This window comes from Synechococcus sp. UW179B (assembly GCF_900474245.1).
GTDB lineage: Bacteria > Cyanobacteriota > Cyanobacteriia > PCC-6307 > Cyanobiaceae > Synechococcus_C.
This window is the reverse complement of sequence record NZ_UCNZ01000017.1, coordinates 118,219-133,836: the sequence shown is the minus strand read 5'-3', so window position 1 is coordinate 133,836 and position 15,618 is coordinate 118,219. Positions and strand designations below refer to the sequence as shown.

18 protein-coding genes and 1 tRNA gene are annotated in these 15,618 nt (G+C 52.8%); 6 read left to right on the top strand and 13 right to left on the bottom strand.

What is annotated here, in order from left to right; genetic code table 11:
• The coding region (locus DXY38_RS07335) for an FAD-dependent oxidoreductase (protein WP_115071086.1) at positions 1 to 112 on the bottom strand (112 nt) is incomplete at its 3' end.
• 790 nt (positions 113 to 902) lie between these two features.
• Between DXY38_RS07335 and DXY38_RS13470 the strand changes: the two genes are divergently transcribed.
• The 4 genes from DXY38_RS13470 to DXY38_RS07315 all read left to right on the top strand — a co-directional run bounded on the left by DXY38_RS13470 (position 903) and on the right by DXY38_RS07315 (position 5,228).
• On the top strand, positions 903 to 1,376 hold the full coding sequence (locus tag DXY38_RS13470; protein WP_136988048.1) for a hypothetical protein: 474 nt from the start codon (positions 903 to 905) through the stop codon (positions 1,374 to 1,376).
• Positions 1,377 to 2,505: 1,129 nt separating this feature from the next.
• Positions 2,506 to 3,033: a hypothetical protein gene (locus DXY38_RS07325; RefSeq protein ID WP_115071063.1), complete on the top strand. Its 528-nt coding sequence runs from the start codon at positions 2,506 to 2,508 to the stop codon at positions 3,031 to 3,033.
• Between the two features lie 240 nt (positions 3,034 to 3,273).
• Positions 3,274 to 4,212 carry a helix-turn-helix domain-containing protein gene (locus tag DXY38_RS07320; RefSeq protein WP_244279047.1) on the top strand — a complete coding sequence of 313 codons (939 nt, stop codon included), beginning with the start codon at positions 3,274 to 3,276 and terminating at the stop codon, positions 4,210 to 4,212.
• A 110-nt stretch (positions 4,213 to 4,322) separates the two neighbouring features.
• The gene (locus DXY38_RS07315; RefSeq protein WP_244279046.1) at positions 4,323 to 5,228 is read left to right on the top strand and encodes a neuromedin U; all 906 of its coding nucleotides are present in this window, start codon (positions 4,323 to 4,325) and stop codon (positions 5,226 to 5,228) included.
• Positions 5,229 to 5,234: 6 nt separating this feature from the next.
• Here DXY38_RS07315 and DXY38_RS07310 read toward each other — a convergent pair whose 3' ends face one another.
• The 12 genes from DXY38_RS07310 to ftsH form a co-directional block, all read right to left on the bottom strand.
• Complete coding sequence (locus DXY38_RS07310) at positions 5,235 to 5,444, bottom strand: hypothetical protein (RefSeq protein WP_115071061.1); 210 nt, start codon at positions 5,442 to 5,444, stop codon at positions 5,235 to 5,237.
• Positions 5,445 to 5,457: 13 nt separating this feature from the next.
• A complete protein-coding gene (dnaB, locus tag DXY38_RS07305) occupies positions 5,458 to 6,873 on the bottom strand; it encodes a replicative DNA helicase (protein WP_115070795.1) in 1,416 nt (471 codons plus the stop codon).
• The gene (locus DXY38_RS07300) at positions 6,867 to 7,988 is read right to left on the bottom strand and encodes a TM0106 family RecB-like putative nuclease (protein WP_244279045.1); all 1,122 of its coding nucleotides are present in this window, start codon (positions 7,986 to 7,988) and stop codon (positions 6,867 to 6,869) included. The genes dnaB and DXY38_RS07300 overlap by 7 nt, the downstream gene beginning before the upstream one ends.
• Positions 7,975 to 8,331 (bottom strand): hypothetical protein, encoded by a 357-nt coding sequence (locus tag DXY38_RS13465; RefSeq protein WP_136988046.1) that lies wholly within the window; start codon positions 8,329 to 8,331, stop codon positions 7,975 to 7,977. The genes DXY38_RS07300 and DXY38_RS13465 overlap by 14 nt, the downstream gene beginning before the upstream one ends.
• Positions 8,332 to 8,430: 99 nt before the next feature.
• A tRNA-Ala gene (locus tag DXY38_RS07295) sits at positions 8,431 to 8,503 on the bottom strand.
• 64 nt (positions 8,504 to 8,567) lie between these two features.
• Positions 8,568 to 9,191, bottom strand: a complete 624-nt coding sequence (gene lexA / locus DXY38_RS07290; protein WP_115071060.1) for a transcriptional repressor LexA — start codon at positions 9,189 to 9,191, stop codon at positions 8,568 to 8,570.
• A 54-nt stretch (positions 9,192 to 9,245) separates the two neighbouring features.
• Positions 9,246 to 9,734: a hypothetical protein gene (locus tag DXY38_RS07285; RefSeq protein ID WP_115071059.1), complete on the bottom strand. Its 489-nt coding sequence runs from the start codon at positions 9,732 to 9,734 to the stop codon at positions 9,246 to 9,248.
• A complete protein-coding gene (locus DXY38_RS07280; protein ID WP_006852153.1) occupies positions 9,731 to 9,979 on the bottom strand; it encodes a hypothetical protein in 249 nt (82 codons plus the stop codon). Before DXY38_RS07280 ends, DXY38_RS07285 begins: the two co-directional genes overlap by 4 nt.
• Positions 9,976 to 10,146, bottom strand: a complete 171-nt coding sequence (locus DXY38_RS13675; RefSeq protein WP_170952885.1) for a hypothetical protein — start codon at positions 10,144 to 10,146, stop codon at positions 9,976 to 9,978. Before DXY38_RS13675 ends, DXY38_RS07280 begins: the two co-directional genes overlap by 4 nt.
• Positions 10,147 to 10,149: 3 nt before the next feature.
• Positions 10,150 to 10,902, bottom strand: a complete 753-nt coding sequence (locus DXY38_RS07275) for a carboxylesterase (RefSeq protein WP_006852151.1) — start codon at positions 10,900 to 10,902, stop codon at positions 10,150 to 10,152.
• Positions 10,899 to 11,846 (bottom strand): ornithine carbamoyltransferase, encoded by a 948-nt coding sequence (gene argF / locus DXY38_RS07270; RefSeq protein WP_115071058.1) that lies wholly within the window; start codon positions 11,844 to 11,846, stop codon positions 10,899 to 10,901. Before argF ends, DXY38_RS07275 begins: the two co-directional genes overlap by 4 nt.
• Positions 11,847 to 12,073: 227 nt before the next feature.
• On the bottom strand, positions 12,074 to 13,957 hold the full coding sequence (gene ftsH / locus DXY38_RS07265) for an ATP-dependent zinc metalloprotease FtsH (protein ID WP_115071057.1): 1,884 nt from the start codon (positions 13,955 to 13,957) through the stop codon (positions 12,074 to 12,076).
• A 51-nt stretch (positions 13,958 to 14,008) separates the two neighbouring features.
• Between ftsH and DXY38_RS07260 the strand changes: the two genes are divergently transcribed.
• On the top strand, positions 14,009 to 14,896 hold the full coding sequence (locus DXY38_RS07260; RefSeq protein ID WP_244279044.1) for a hypothetical protein: 888 nt from the start codon (positions 14,009 to 14,011) through the stop codon (positions 14,894 to 14,896).
• On the top strand, positions 14,850 to 15,590 hold the full coding sequence (locus DXY38_RS07255; protein ID WP_006852147.1) for a potassium channel family protein: 741 nt from the start codon (positions 14,850 to 14,852) through the stop codon (positions 15,588 to 15,590). Before DXY38_RS07260 ends, DXY38_RS07255 begins: the two co-directional genes overlap by 47 nt.
• Positions 15,591 to 15,618: the final 28 nt, after the last annotated feature.

The window sequence follows — 15,618 nt, the reverse complement described above, 5'->3', positions numbered from 1 at the left end:
GGGCGGTGTTCAGGCCAAGCCGCGCTGCTGTGATTGCTGCTTCACAACCGGCATGGCCGCCCCCCACGACGATCAGCTCAAAACTTTCTGTGGGGGTAGCAGAGAAGCTCATGTCTCCATTATCCGTATTTAGAGAACAGGTCGTGGGGGGTGGATTAGCAGTGCACTCCGTTTCGCGATTGGCAGAAATCCGAAGTGTCTTTAGGCCCGGTCATTGAAACTGATGAGGTTGGTGATTGATTTGGTTTTACGAGCCTAAAAAGTGAGGCTCTAGTTGCAGCACTCTTGATAACGCCTAAATATGCAAGTTTTTTGAGGGAGAAGTTAGACCTTATTGCTCCCCTTTTATTAACAGGGAGTCTTATTCCTAATAGACAAGGCAAGTTGTCAGCTTCTGGTTAGTAGAACCGATTCGTTTTTGAGTACGCAATGTGCTTTTGCCTCGTGAGGAGGCCCTTTCGCTTTGATTTTTACTGTCTTTGTGATCGCATAAAGCTGGTACCCGTCCAGAAAACAGAATCGTCACTTTGTTTGTTGCAGCTATTGCTGGGCTTGCGCTGAAACCGATTCCAAGAATGAAAACAACGAGTTGGCTCCTAGCTATTCGTCCAAGCTTTTCTCGCCGGATGGCCTTGCTCGGCAGATGGCGTGACTCGCACGGGGGTTTGGGCGCCAGGCTCGGATGAGATTGGCTGAGCTTTGGTGAGCCCATTTGTTCGCGCCCGTGTGCTCAGATGTTAAATGAGCCCATTTGTTCACTGGGTTGCGCCGCAATCATCCTTATTGAGCTTCTGTTTGTTTGGCCAGTTGACCCCACAGCCTCTTGATTGCACTCAACTGGCTCTCAGATCACTCTCATTCGCTTCTAAGGAAGTCAGAATCAAGGAGCTGGGATCTTTCTTATGAACTTCAAACGTCTTTCTTTGGTCGCTTTACAAGCGATTGGCCTCGGATTAATGCCAGCGGCTGCACTCGCGGACATTACGGACACAACAACGTTTACAGGAACAATTCCTGGTGCGTGCTTCTACAGCAGTGGTGCATCTCAAACGGTCGCAATGTCTTATTCGGCTTCAGGCAGTGGAACATTTACCGGTACAACGGGTAATATTGGAATTAGTTGCAACTATGTAACCTCAGTCACTCTTGGTGAAGTCACTGCTAATGGAAGTAATCCCGTAACAACAGTGAATACAGCTTTGCTGAAGAAGGGCGCTTCTACGATTGCCACGAGTGGTGCAGAAGCTTCTGCCACTGTTAGCTTAGCGAATACCGCTAATGTAATAGATAATGTCACGATCGAGCTCAGTTCTACTGGTGCAAACGTAGTTGGTGATTATAGCTATACCGTTGTCTTGACCACACTTAGTACTTGATTTGCCTAAGCGTTAGCAACTCTTTAATGCTTAACTTGATCTAGTCGAAGCATTGGTATGAAACTGAAGCCTTTTTAAAAGGCTTCAGTTTCTTTTTGGCTCAAGCGTCAGTCATTTGATTTATTTATGGCTTTATAAGCTTTTGGGCTAAGTTGTCTCTTGACGCAAGTTTATTCCCTTAAACCATTCTTCATCTCTCACTGATTTGCATGTAGTGCATTCATCTTTTTTATGCCTATTTTGCGCCTCACTATTTTTTAACCCTCGTTTTGTACAAGCAGGTATTCAAAATACAACGATGTTCAATGCAACGGTCCCTTTCACTTGTTCATTCTCCGGTGGTAGCGATCTTGTTTCGATGGATTATACGCGTAATGGGAGCACTGGAATTATGTTAGGCACCAGTGAGTCATTGCTCATTTCTTCTAACCAAGTGCCCCGTATAAATGTTAGGTTGAATACCCTTCTAGCGCCAAGTGGTATCAGCTTCCGTGGTATTTGGATTCGTTCAGATAGCACAAATCGCTATATAAAGTCTAAAACATCAAGCTCATATTCAAATTCACCAGTCTCTACGATATTGCAGTCATCTGATCTCAGAAGCAGCGGCTATGTGTCTGGTCTTCCCTATGGCGTAAAATTAACTGTCAGTGCCAATTTAAGTAATTCGTTTCCTAATGATGAGTATCGATTTCAGATTGTACTCACCTGTTTGGAGCCGTAGTGATCATGTCCTTACCCCTATTGATTCACTGTTCGATCACTCTTTTTTTATTATTTGTCACCTTGTGGAGGAATTCGTGGCGACCCCTAATCTTTACGTAAATCATCTATAGCGCTATTAAATGTTTTCCTCCTTTCTTCTTGCAGCCGCATTAGGACTCAATCCGAACAATAAGGTGATTTCACCTGGTCTTGGTTCCCGTGTTGTTGTACGTACCCAGGCTTTTCTGGTTGATTCCAAACCAGGCCAATATTTTGTTGAGGCTTTCTACAACACAGAAGGCAATATTCCTGGTGAAAAGATTAAAGATGTTCGCATTAGTCCTAGAAAACTATTTCTACGGGATAGTAAGGCAAAACGTGTTCTTTTAAGTATTCCTACGTCTACTCTCAAAGCTGGCCCGTTATGGATATGCATTGTCGAAAGTCCAAAAGGAAAAGTTTCAAGTTCTTCTTCTTCGCAATTAACTGTGTTAACGCGGTCCTGTTATCAACGTATTCTGCGAACGCGCAAAGTACGATCAGCCCGTTAGATAGTCTTCCCCTCGGTGATCTTACTGGCTTCGCATTTCAGCAACCAGTTGGTCCTCGATTTGAGGTTGATTTACCTGATGGCACTCGCTGCGTAAGTCAGGATGGTACACCCACTACGATTAATTTGTTTAGTGGCTTATCTGAGCGCGTAGACGAGATAGAGAAAAATGAGCTTATCAGTGGATATTCTGGTAATGGCAATGGATATGCTTTCGGCGCAGTGCTGACTGTTCCTTTTGGCACCAAGAATACTAGGAACTGTGATCAAGCATATGCGATATCTATCGTGACAAAAAAAATTGAATTAGCACAACTCTTGCATGATGAGGGGCTTTTGTCTGATGAGGATCTAGCTGCATTGCTTAACAAGGTGAAAAGTATCCTGCTATCTGATGATTAATGTTTTTAGTATGATAGTGATAAGTCTATTCGCTTTTTGTCTGTAATTAGCTAGATTTTTTAAGATTGGTGTTACTCGGATTGGATTCTGTTGAGGCTTATCAGATGATTTTTATGTATCGTGAACGAATGGGCTCATTGGCTCCATCTTATGCACAATTTGCATGTTAGCATTGAAAACCTAGGTTAAAATATATTGGTAAGTCCATTCTTACGATTTGAAATAAAAAGCACTGTTGATATGGCAGTTATGCTGAATAGGTCGTTTATTGGCTCGTCTGTTCTATCTCTTGAAAGGGGGCCGGTTGATGGAGCTGTTCAGATTCTTCCCTTGCCCAATATTAAATTGGTTCTGGTTGAGTTGAATAAAAAGGTGGCTTTTTGTGCTGATAGAAAAGGTGGAAACTACCATTTTTCGCTCAATTTGTCGGATGATCCCGCTCATGAATGTGTTGTGGCTCAAGGGGTTTCTATTACTAGGCCTGCAATTTTTGGTTTCAACAACGAACTAAAAGACCTTGATTTACAACTCAGCGTTGGTTGTCGTTTTTGCTCTATTATTATTCCAGACCTTTTTCTCATGACCAAGTTAGCCGAATATGGAGCAACTAATGTTCAAAATATATTGGATAAGTTTAATATCTTGTCCAGCCGGTCAGTGCCTTCTGGCTTGATTTTGTATTTGAATCAATTGTGGTCAAATCTGTCTTCTCTTTATTTGTCTCCACAGTTGATTGAGGATGAAATATTGTCAATTCTGATTGAGTGTTTTATGAGTAACCATGATCGAAAGGTGGGTATTGCTATTGATAGGTGCGACCGTCATGAGGCTGCACTGCAGGTTTTGGCTTTGACGAGTTCGTCGCCGTCAAAGCCTTTTGAAATAAAGGATTTGTGTTCATTGCTGCATCAGTCCCGGACGTCTGTTTTCAATGGCTGTAAGGAAAAATTTCAAATGTCTCCTCTTCAAGTTGTTAGATCTGTTCGGTTACATCAAGTGAGGCATGCTTTGATGAATACTGAATTTTGCGTAGAGAATAATATCCATGGTGTTTTAGGTGTTGCTGCCCATTTTGGGTATGTAGGGCGTTCACATTTTGCGCGATATTATAAGCAAGAATTTCTTGAAATGCCAAGTCAAACATTATCGAATAGACGATATGCTGATTATGCTTTTTAGCCTATTGCCTTCCTATGCATCTCTCTTTTGCTTTGCAATGTGTTGTAAATGTTTGTTATGGGCTGCTTCGTAGAAGCATTTTTTCTTCTGATTATTCGTCTGCATAAATGATGTCTCCTACGACTTTTTTGTTTTGTTTGCGCAAGTCTCGTGCATTAATTCGTTTTTTTGCTTGTGGTTTAGGGATTCTTGCTCTTGAGTCTGTTCCGGTATCAGTAAAGGCCCGGCCTAATCCGATTACGTCATACACCCGTCTTTGGGCGGAATGGGATGTTGTCCCGAATACGCAATGGGCTCCGCGATCGATTGACCCCTCGGCAAGTCAGGACAGATCTGTTCAAATCTTCAAATTGCAGCCTGTTGTCCCGTTTCGGATCAATGATGACTGGACAGTGCTAACGCGAACGATCTTTCGCTTTGTTTCTTTGCCCCAAGCCGATCCTGTGCTCGGTGTTTCGCCTGCTGGGCTTCCAGCAGTCGTGGATTTCGATCAAAAGAATCAGGCTGGCCTCTCAGATGTCAGTCCTACGGCTTTTCTTGTTCCCAACCTTGGTTCTGACTGGACAGTTGGTCTCGGTTCATCGATCGTCTTCCCTACCGGTGATGGCACGATCGATAGTGGAAAGGTCTCAGCGGGTCCAGCTTTTCTAGCTTTCTATCATTCCGGCCCATGGATTGTTGGTGCCCGGATGCGCAACATCTGGTCCTTTGCGGGAGACCCAGAGCGCGATGACGTCAATACTTTGGTGGTGCGAGGACTGTTGCGTTATCAGCTCAACCGCAGCTGGTATTTAATCTCTTCTCCAATTATTGCCTCCGATTGGACTCAACCTGAGGGCAAAGGCTGGATCGTTCCAGTTGGCGGTGGGCTGGGCTACTCCTTTCGGTTAGGCGGGCAACCGATGCAGGTGTCTTTGGAGGGCTATTACAACGCTGTGAAACCGCAGTTTGCTGGTGAGGAGTTACTTGGTGACTGGACAATTCGCACTCAATGGCAAGTTCGTTTCCCGAATTGAACCTGGCTAGTGGCGGTTGCTTGGACTGAGCGTGGAACGAAACATGCGGATCCCGAATCGCCTCACCTTGCCACGACCGCGTGGCAGCCAACCGGTGGTTTTGCGAAGAGCTTTGAGCCACCCAGCAACGTAGTTGCGATGACGTTGTGGTTTGAGCACCCAACGGCAGATGTAGGACGAGCCCACGCCTAAAAGCAAAATACGACCAATCCACATACCGATTGATTCCCTAGGCGGCCAGGTTACGGAAGCGAGTGAACTGCGGTTCGAATAGTAGTTTCACGGTGCCAACGGGTCCGTTGCGGTGCTTCGTCACGATCACTTCGGTGATGCCTCGGTCCGGGGTTTCCGGGTTGTAGTACTCGTCGCGGTAGATCATCAGCACCAGGTCGGCGTCTTGCTCAATCGACCCCGATTCCCTCAGGTCGCTCAGCATTGGCCGTTTGTTGGTGCGTGATTCCACCCCTCGGCTGAGCTGGGAGAGGGCGATCACCGGCACGTTCAGTTCGCGGGCCATGCCCTTGAGCCCCCTGGTGATCCGCGAGATTTCTTGGACCCGGTTGTCGGGGGTTGATCCTTCCATCAGCTGCAGGTAATCAATCACCACCAGCCCTAGTTCCTTGCCTTGTTCGGCCATCAGCCGCCGGCAGAGCGAACGCATTTCGAGCACCCCTGAGTTGGGTTTGTCATCGATGTACATCGGTAATTGCCCCAGGGTGTTGATTCCTTGGCCCAGCAAGGGCCATTCCTCCTGTTGCAGCCGGCCGGTGCGCAGGCGGCCTGCTTCGATGCCAACCTCCATTGAGAGCAGCCGGTAGGTGAGCTGTTCTTTGCTCATCTCCAAGCTGAAGATGCACACCGGAAGGTTGTGCAATTGCGCCACGTTTTTGGCCAGGTTGAGCACGATCGAGGTTTTGCCCATCGCTGGGCGGCCGGCCACGATGATCAGGTCACTGCGTTGCAGGCCTTGGGTCATCGCATCCAGGTCGTAGAAGTTCACCGGAATGCCCGCCACCGAGGTGCCCAGCGATCGGCTTTCGATCTCGTTGAAGGTGCTGGTGAGGATCTCTGCCGTTGGAGTCAGTCCTTTAGAAGGCTTCTCTTGGCTGATCGCAAAAATTTTCTGTTCGGCCTGATCCAGCACCTGCTCCATCGGCAGGCTTTGGTCAAAGCCCAGCTGAATCACCTCATTGCCGGAACGGATTAGCTGCCGGCGCAGGAACTTATCCATCACCAGCCGGGCCACCTGTTCGATGGAGGCCGTGGATGCCACGCGCTCCACTAGCTCCACCAAACGGCCGCTCCCGCCAACCTTGTCGAGGGATCCCGTATCCGCCAACCAGGCGGTCATCGCGGTGAGATCTGTGGGTTTGCCCTGGCTATGGAGCATCACCGCAGTGCGAAAGATCTCGCGGTGGGCACCTAGATAAAAGGCCTCTGGTTGGAGCACGTCGGCAACCCGTCCGATGGCGTCGGGATCCAACAAGATTCCACCCAAAACCGCTTCTTCCGCCTCCAGGTTTTGGGGGGGAAGCGAGTCCGGGAGGGCTTCGAAATTGGGCTCATCGCGTGGACGGCCCTTGCCGTAGCCCCGCTGTCCCCCACCTTCACTCGCGCTGTGATCGGGTTGGGAGACACTCACCATGGCAACTTCAAGCTCACGCTGCCCTGCTTGCTATCGAGGGCATCGACATCCAGTTTCAGGCCAGTGGCTGGTAGCTCCACGGTCAGCCGCCCGTCGCCATTACCGGCATGCAGTTTCAGCGGCTGGCTGGGGTCAAAACGGAAGTGATGAATGTCTGCGCCTGTCCTGGCGCTGGGCCGCTCGTCCATCCCTACCCACTTAACTTCCGCGATTGCTTCTCCGTCGTCGATCAGCTCGTCCGGGCTCAGTTCAGCTTTGCTCCTGCGATCGAAATAAGCCCACCAGCCCACCTTGGCTTCCCGGTGATGAAAGGACAGCAATTGAGCGAGAAGCTTGTGGGCCTTCCAGCTCAAGCCAAGCGGTCCGGTCACATTGTTATCAGCAAGTGGATCAGGAATCTCATCGAGGAGTTGTTCGCTAAGCAGCTCCAGCGGTTGCGGCTCCCGTAGCTCCTGCTCGTCTTCACTTGACTGCTGCAGTGGGTATTCAGGCAGGCCCAGTTCCGCTTTGCGCTGGCGCAGCCAGTCGTGCAAAAGCGCAGTGCTTTCGCAATCCTCCCGGTTGTAGTCCTCAATCGCTTTGAGCTTTGCGCTGGCCTCGGGTGCTTCGCCAGGAACCTGCGGCTCATCAGAGAGTTGCCAGTGCAGATATGCCACCACAGAATCACCAGCGTTAGTCACCCCTGCCTCACGCTGGTCCATATAAAGGTGCTCCACCTTCTTGATCGAGTAGCTCGGTTCACCCAGCACGATCGAACTGGTCACCACCGGCAACAGGTCAACCAGCAAACCGTTGCGCAGCCAGTTGTCGATCTCTATTTCCCGAGTGGCGTGTTGCTGCGCCAGCCGCCGCATCGCTGTTTTTTCATAGGCCGCATAGTGATAGACGTGCAGCCCGGGATGGATCCTGCGGCGATCTTCTACCCAATCCACCCAAGCAGCAAAGGCGGTTTTTTCTTCCTCTGGGGTGTGGGCCCACCAAGCCTTGAACAATGGATGGATATCAGGCGTATCTCGGTAACAAGCGCCGAACAGATATTCGAGCTTGGTGCCAGCCACCGAATCCTGGATTCCCTCCATGTCAAACCAGATGTCGCCGGGATCAGCCGCAGGCAAGGCACTCAGCCCTTTGCCAGTGATGGCAGGGCGCAGTCAGCTTTGCGTTGTGCTTTGTTATCGCTTGTACGGATGCCATCAGCCCTTCGTCATCGGTCCACTTGCCGTAGTGCTTCATGTGAGTGCAAACAGCGTGGCCCATTGATGCGGCGAGCAGGCGTAATGGGAGTCCAGCCAAGGCACCTCTGTAGGCATATCCATGGCGCAGGCTGTACGGCGACATCCCCTGGGGGCAGCACCTCGAGCTTGCCCGCTGCATCGAAGGGAGCGGTGAACACGATCTGGCGATGGCCACCTGCACGATGGCTGGAGCTCTGCACTTGCTGCAACGAGATTTACTCATTACATGCGTACGGGAGGAGTTAGTGCAAAACGAGAAAGCCTGTGCCTTCTTGCACTGACTTTTGCACTAGTGGGGATGGTTCACTTGGTGAAATACCAGTGGAGCCAAGCGGATTCGAACCGCTGACCCCCTGCATGCCATGCAGGTGCTCTACCAGCTGAGCTATGGCCCCATCAACAGCTAAAAGACCCGCAAGCCTGTTCGCTGTCGTGGCGAAGCATACACCGCCACGGAGCTCAAACCTGGCGCCACACCGCCATTAATTTGCCTTGAACCTGCACCTGCTCCGCTGGCAACTCAATGGGGGCATAGGCAGGATTCGCCGCTTCCAAGCGCACCACACTGCCATCGAGATGGAAATGCTTAAGGGTGGTGCCACTCCCTGCCACCAAAGCACTCACGATCGTGCCCTGACGCAAGCGACCCGGCTCTTGCACAGGTTCCATCAGCACCACATCACCATCGGCGATGTGGGCATCCACCATCGAATCACCATTCACGGTGAGGGCAAACAAGCCCCGGGTTTCGAGCACGGGAGCCAGATCAAGGTGTTCCTGCACATCGTCGAAGGTTTCCACCAATCCACCTGCCGCTACAGCGCCAAGCACCGGAATACCCGACGCCACATCCCCCAACAATTGCAAGGTGCGCGCTTGTCCCTCCTGCCAAGTGAGCCATCCCTTCTGCTGCAAATGGCGCAATCGACTTTGCACAGGAGCGGGGGAACGCAGCCCCATCGCCTGCATCATCTGACGAATAGAGGGGCTGTGGCGATGGCTACCGATGTAGTCCGACAGCCAGTCGTAAAGCTCCTGCTGAGCAGTGGTGAGCGGCTCGGGGGATCCAGTGGTCACCGGGATGATCCAATTCAGTCAATACATTTGTACCTATTCACTGGGAGTTTGGCAAGGGGCTCAGGGATTGGGCGCTTGGGCGCAGATCCAGTTCACCTTGGAAGCCGTTCCCTGACGTCCTGGGTAAGGACTCCAACGCCCCTCCTGATCCTGCCGCTCCAACACCCCATCAAGGCATTGGGCGCGCATCGATAGCTGGCGCATGGCCCAGGGGTTGCTCTCGCCTTTGCGCATTAACAACAGGGCCTGAAACGTCACCGTCTGATCACGGCGGCGAGGCTCACGCAGATATTCAGCAGCATCGATCTTGGGGGATTGCATCGCCTCCATAAACGTCCATTCAGCCTGTTTTGCCGTGTCCTGATCAAGCATTTGCCGGCGCACCTGACTCCAAAACTTGGGCTCAGGTTTTGGCGACCAGTTGGCATGGCTCGGCAACGCCGAGGCAACAGACACGGCGGCGGCCGTGGAACCCATGATCAGGATGGTTCGCGCTGCAGCAGATGCTTGCAAGCCATCGCAGCTGCGCAGCCTGGAAAAAACGCTCATGGCTTGTCCTGGTCGACGTTTTTTTGCTTGATCAATTCCGCCAACATTTCCAATTTGGCGTTTTCAGATTCGGAGGCACGAGAGGCCATCCAGGCACTGGAGGCCTTGAGCTGAGCGAGTTGCTGCACCAAAGAAAGAGCTGTTTCTCGAAGGGTGTCGATGTCATCGCACTCACGGATGAACCGGCCCCACTTTTCGAGTTCAAAGGACTGTTCCAGGCCTCGCTCGATCGGGTTCATGCTCATGCGCTTTGCTCTCTTTGCTCCTGATCCTGCCGCTCCTGCTCGAGCAAGGGATCTGGCTCACCGTTGCAGATCGCTTGAGCCCTGCGATAAAAGCCGCTCTCACGGTCACCGGCTGCCTCTAGGGCTTCCAGAACCCGTTGCCAATTGTCTCGTTCGACTTGATCCATGTTTCAAGTTGACGTTGAAAAAATCTTACGTAGAAAGTCGAGACTGAGATCACGGACCACCGTCCATTCAGCATCCACCGTGATCGCATGACTACTGCGCTCTAACCAGCAAAGCTCTCGAGGAGAGGACTGCACATTGCGCATCAACAGCTCAATGCCACTGGATGAAATCACCTTGTCGCGACGACTGGCAATCGCCAGCAGCGGTTGCTGAACCTGGGTGAGCTGCTTGCGCGTGCAGGAGATGAGATCGAGCACGCGAGCACTGGTGGCCACGGGATAGCGGTCGTAAGACCAAAGCCGCTCTGCCGCGATCGGATCAAAGAAATCAGAGGCGGGCTTTGGCAGCGATTGCGTGAATCGGATCAGCAAAGGGGCCAAAAAACGGCGGGGGTCTCCGCTGCGAATTGGGGGTGAATACAGCAAGAGAGCCTTGATTTGCGGGTAACGCAACGCCAGTTGCAGGCTCAAAATCGAGCCCAACGACAATCCCCCCACCACCACTCTCTGCCCCTCTGACAACAGGCGCGTGATCAAGGCATCAAGAGGGTCGATCCACTGCTGCGGGTGCACCCCCATCAGATCCGTGAGCTTGGTTCCATGCCCCATGAGCAGGGGCACTTCAACGCCATAGCCCTCGGAATTCAAGGCCTGCGCGAGGAGCTGCATCTCGGAGGGTGAGCCGGTAAACCCATGGATGAGAACCACAGTCACGGCCCCACCAGGCAGTGAAAACGCCTGGGGCGATGCGCTCACAAACCACCAAGCAACACGGCGAGGAGAGCCTGCTGGGCATGCAGACGATTCTCCGCCTGGTCAAAGATCCGGCTGGAGGCACCCTCCATCACCCCGGCACTGATCTCCTCATCGCGATGGGCAGGCAAACAATGCAGAACAATCGCTTTGGGATCCGCTTCTGAGACCAGGGCCTCATCCAAGCAAAAACCCTTAAACGCCTGCTCGCGCTCCGCTTGCTCCTCCTCCTGGCCCATCGAGGCCCATACATCCGTATACAGCGCCTGGGCACCGCGCACCGCCGCCACTGGATCACTGGTGACCTCGATCTGCGCTCCAGACACGGCAAGAGCACGGGCTTGATCCAGCACCCCAGGAAGGGGCTCAAATCCATCGGGACAACCGATGCGCACATTCACGCCCAAAAGAGCACCGCAGAGCATCAAGGAGTGAGCCACGTTGTTTCCATCCCCGACATAGGCCAGGGTTTGACCTTGCAGATCGCCAAAGGCCTCCTGCATCGTGAGGAAATCAGCTAAGGCCTGACAGGGATGTTCGAGGTCCGTGAGGGCATTGATCACCGGAATCGAAGCCCAGTAGGCGTAATCCACGAGCTCCTGTTGTGCAAAGGTGCGCACAGCGAGAGCGTCACAAAACCGACTCAAAACCCTGGCCGTATCTTCCAAGGGTTCACCACGACCGAGCTGGGTGACCTGGGGGTTGAGATCAACGGTTTGACCACCGAGGCGGGCCATCGCCACTTGAAAGCTCACCCTGGTGCGCGTGGACGCTTTGGTGAAGATCAACCCCAGCACGCGATTGCCGAGATCGATGCGACGGTCCCCAGATTTGAGTTGGCGCGCAAGGTCGAGCAGAGCCTGGGTTTCATCCGCCGAAACGTCCGCTGACGACAGGTAATCACGCCCGCTCAGGGAGGTGAGAACAGCAGCAACGCCCTTATCCATGCCAGCGGCTTCAAAGGAGTGTTATCGGGGATGAGATGCCTGCTCGTCAAGCCTTCTTGATCCTCCGTGCTGGAACCGATGCTGTTCGCGGCGCCTGGAGCTCAGCGATCACACAAAAAAACTGCCCCCCGAAGGAGACAGTTGAAGGAAACAGTTTGTGGAGTTCATGCACTTCCTGAAGTGAATGAAAACCGAAATGGAATCCGCTCTAACGACAGAGCAGCTGTTTAGGCAGCAACAGAATGCTCCTCGGGCATCACGCTGGCCGACAGCATCTCTCTGAGGTCATCCCCTTCGATCACTTCTTTTTCAAGAATTTTCTGGGAGATCGTTTCGAGCAACGCCATGTTTTGACGAAGGATCGCCAGGGCTTGATCGTGGGCACGGTCCACAAGGCCGCGCACTTCGCGATCGATCGCCTGCGCTGTGGCATCACTCACCGCACGGCGGGGATTGTTGTTGCCGCCAAGGAAACGGCCACCACCTTGCTTGTCGTAAGCAAGCGGTCCAAGCGTGTCGCTCATGCCGTAGGTGCCCACCATCTGCTCAGCGATGTCGGTGGCGCGCTGCAAGTCATTGGCAGCTCCCGTGGTGATCTTTCCGAAGACAATTTCCTCAGCAGAGCGGCCGCCCAGGAGGGTGGCAATCTGCCCTTCTAGATCTTCGCGGGAGTTGAGGAAGCGCTCTTCCGTGGGAAGTTGCAGGGTGTAGCCCAGGGCACTCATGCCGCGGGGCACAATCGAAATTTTGGCCACTTTGCTGCCACCGGGCATGAGGTGACCCACGATCGCGTGACCAACCTCGTGATAAGCCACAACCTTTTTCTCGTCGTCTTGCATCACCCGGCTCTTTTTCTCGAGGCCAGCAACAACGCGCTCAATGGCTTCATTGAGATCGCCCTGAACCACTTCTTTCTTGTAATTACGTGCCGCCAAGAGGGCTGCTTCGTTCACCAAATTGGCAAGATCAGCGCCCGCAAAACCACTGGTGGCTTGAGCAATTTTGTCTAAATCAACCTCTTCAGCAAGTTTTACTTTTTTGGCGTAGATATCAAGAATGGTTTTACGGCCAGAGAGATCAGGACGGTCCACAAGCACCTGTCGGTCAAAACGACCTGGGCGCAGCAGTGCAGCATCAAGAACTTCAGGTTGGTTGGTGGCAGCCAACACAATCACGGGTTTGTCTTTGGAGGCAAAGCCATCCATTTCGGTGAGCAATTGATTGAGCGTTTGTTCGCGTTCGTCGTTGCCGCCAACCACACCCATCGAGCCCGAACGGCTCTTACCGATCGCATCTAGCTCATCAATAAAGATGATGCAGGGAGCATTCTTTTTGGCCTGTTCGAACAGGTCACGAACGCGCGCAGCACCGGCTCCAACAAAGAGTTCTACAAATTCAGAACCACTGATGATGAAGAAGGGCACCCCTGCTTCACCGGCAACGGCTTTGGACAAGAGTGTTTTGCCCGTACCTGGAGGGCCCACAAGCAACACCCCTTTGGGAATGCGGGCGCCGATTGCGGTGTAGCGCTCAGGTGTTTTTAAGAAGTCAACAATTTCATTGAGCTCGTCCTTGGCTTCATCCACACCTGCCACATCGGCAAAGGTGACCCGGGATTGCTCATCAGGCACATACACCTTGGCCTTGCTCTTGGTGAAATTCAGCGCGCCTTGCGCACCACCACCACCCATGGAGCGACGGGCGAAAAACTGCAGCACCAGGATGAAAATCAGCGGTGGGACCACCCAGCTCAAAATGGTGGTGAAGATATTGGGCTTCTTCGGCGGCGCGGCAGCAAACTCAACTCCTTTGCTCTCAAGGCGCTGGGGCAGATCCATGTCAAAGATCGGCGTAGTGGCGAGCACGGAAGGAGCCCCTTCCTCTACCTCACTGAGCTCATAACGAATTTGATCTTGGGTGATGAAGGCGCGCTTAACCGCTCCATCGTTGACCTGATCGATAAACAGGGAGTACGGCACCCGAGGCACCTGCTGCATGCCTTGATTGGGAATGAAGCTGCTGAGCAACAACAGCACTCCGAAGCCAATCAAAACAATGTTGATGATCCCGAAGCGCCGATTAGGGCGATTGTCGTCTTCTCGAATCGCCATGAAGCCGGTTCCCGAATGCGCACCAAACTAAGTCGGTAGTTTCCTTGTTGGGTGCCCGTGCTGGAGGGAGAACCGAACGCCTGGATGGCCAGCGAAAGTCTGCGTCCCCATTGGCATAGTTCCCTAGGAACCAGCGCATGGCTCCATCCCCTGGGCATTTGGAGCAGCCGTCGCCTCCGTAAAGGCCATGGACCTCTCAGAAAGAAGCACTACCAGGCCCTTAATTTGATCGAAATCCTTCGCGCTTTGCTGAGGCCAAAGCGGGTGGAACGCCTCGAAACGCAGACAGCCCTGGCGTTCATTGTTGGCCCCCTTCTGTTTGCGCTTGGTTCCTGGGTGCAACTACACACAAACCAAGAGCCACGGTGGGCTCTTGGTTTGCTGGCAATCGTTTCTGTGTTCTTCACAGCCGGTGGTTGGTGGCAACTCCAGCAAGCACGAATTGGAGATCGAATGCTGCCAAAGGACGGGCCGTCCTGGGAGTGGTGTGGCCTGCGTTGCGCCCTCACTCAAAGCATTGGCACGGTGTTGTTCAACATCGAGACCTTTTTCAGTTGGAGCCTGCAGCATCCAAACGCTGAGCTCTGGCTATGGCTGGGGATCCTCCCCAATGTGCTCGGATCCATCCTCTTTCTGATTTCTGCTGCCTACGGACTGCAAGAGGTCGGACACGGAAGGCTTTTGGTGTTCGAACCAGATCACCTTGGCTGGTGGATTTCGATTGTGAATGCCTTGGGTTGTGTCTGGTTCATGCAATCGGCCATCGCCGGGTTACCAACAAACTTGCCCCTGGAACAGGTCTTCGACAGCACAATGTCCATGCGTACGACCTTGCTGGGCTCGCTGGCGTTCGCGATCGTTGGAATCCTGAGCCTGGCGGAATGCTCTGAAGATGAAATCAGACCGAGCGAAGCGCCGCTATCGAGAAAAAATTTATGAGCTGCTGCTAGCCCTCTGCTTAGTGGTGTTGGTGAGCTTTGCTTTTCCGCGCTTGAGCTGGATCGGCCCCCTGGGCTACGCCTTGATCGCCTTGCTGCTCACGCAATTGGTGATGATCCGCAAGACGTCGCTCAGCGTGGGAGACCGCCTGTACCAGCTCCTGGGTCTTGGAGCTCTCCTTGCCCTGCTTCTATGGCAAATCACGCCTGTGCGCTGGGTGGTGAGCGGCGTTCCCCTTGTACTCAGCTGGAGTTTGCTGGTGGGCTGGAGCGTGATCCGCTTGGTGGAGCGGTTGTCCCTGGAACGAAGAGTCACCTCTGGATTGTTGATGGGCGCTGCCGCTGGCTATCTGCTGTTAGGGCTGACGGCGGGTTTGGTGATGAGTGCGGTGGAAACCATCCAGCCGGGCAGTTTCGAACCGCTCAACATCCTTCAAGAATCCGCCAACGGGGCTGACGTCAGCGTGCTGGTCTCGATGGACGCCTTCTCCCAAATCAACTATTTCGCCTTCATTTGCTTAACCACGGTGGGCTTTGGTGACATCCAACCCGTGCTGCCCATCTCGCGGATGCTGGCTGTGATCACAGGAATTATCGGACCGCTCTATTTAGCCGTGGTGATGGGAGTCCTGATCGGTCGCTACACCAACCAAGTGGAAGAGAAAGAGATCTTTGAACACGACGATCGGCGGTGAGCGGATGCTTCAGCACTAGCGTGGAGAG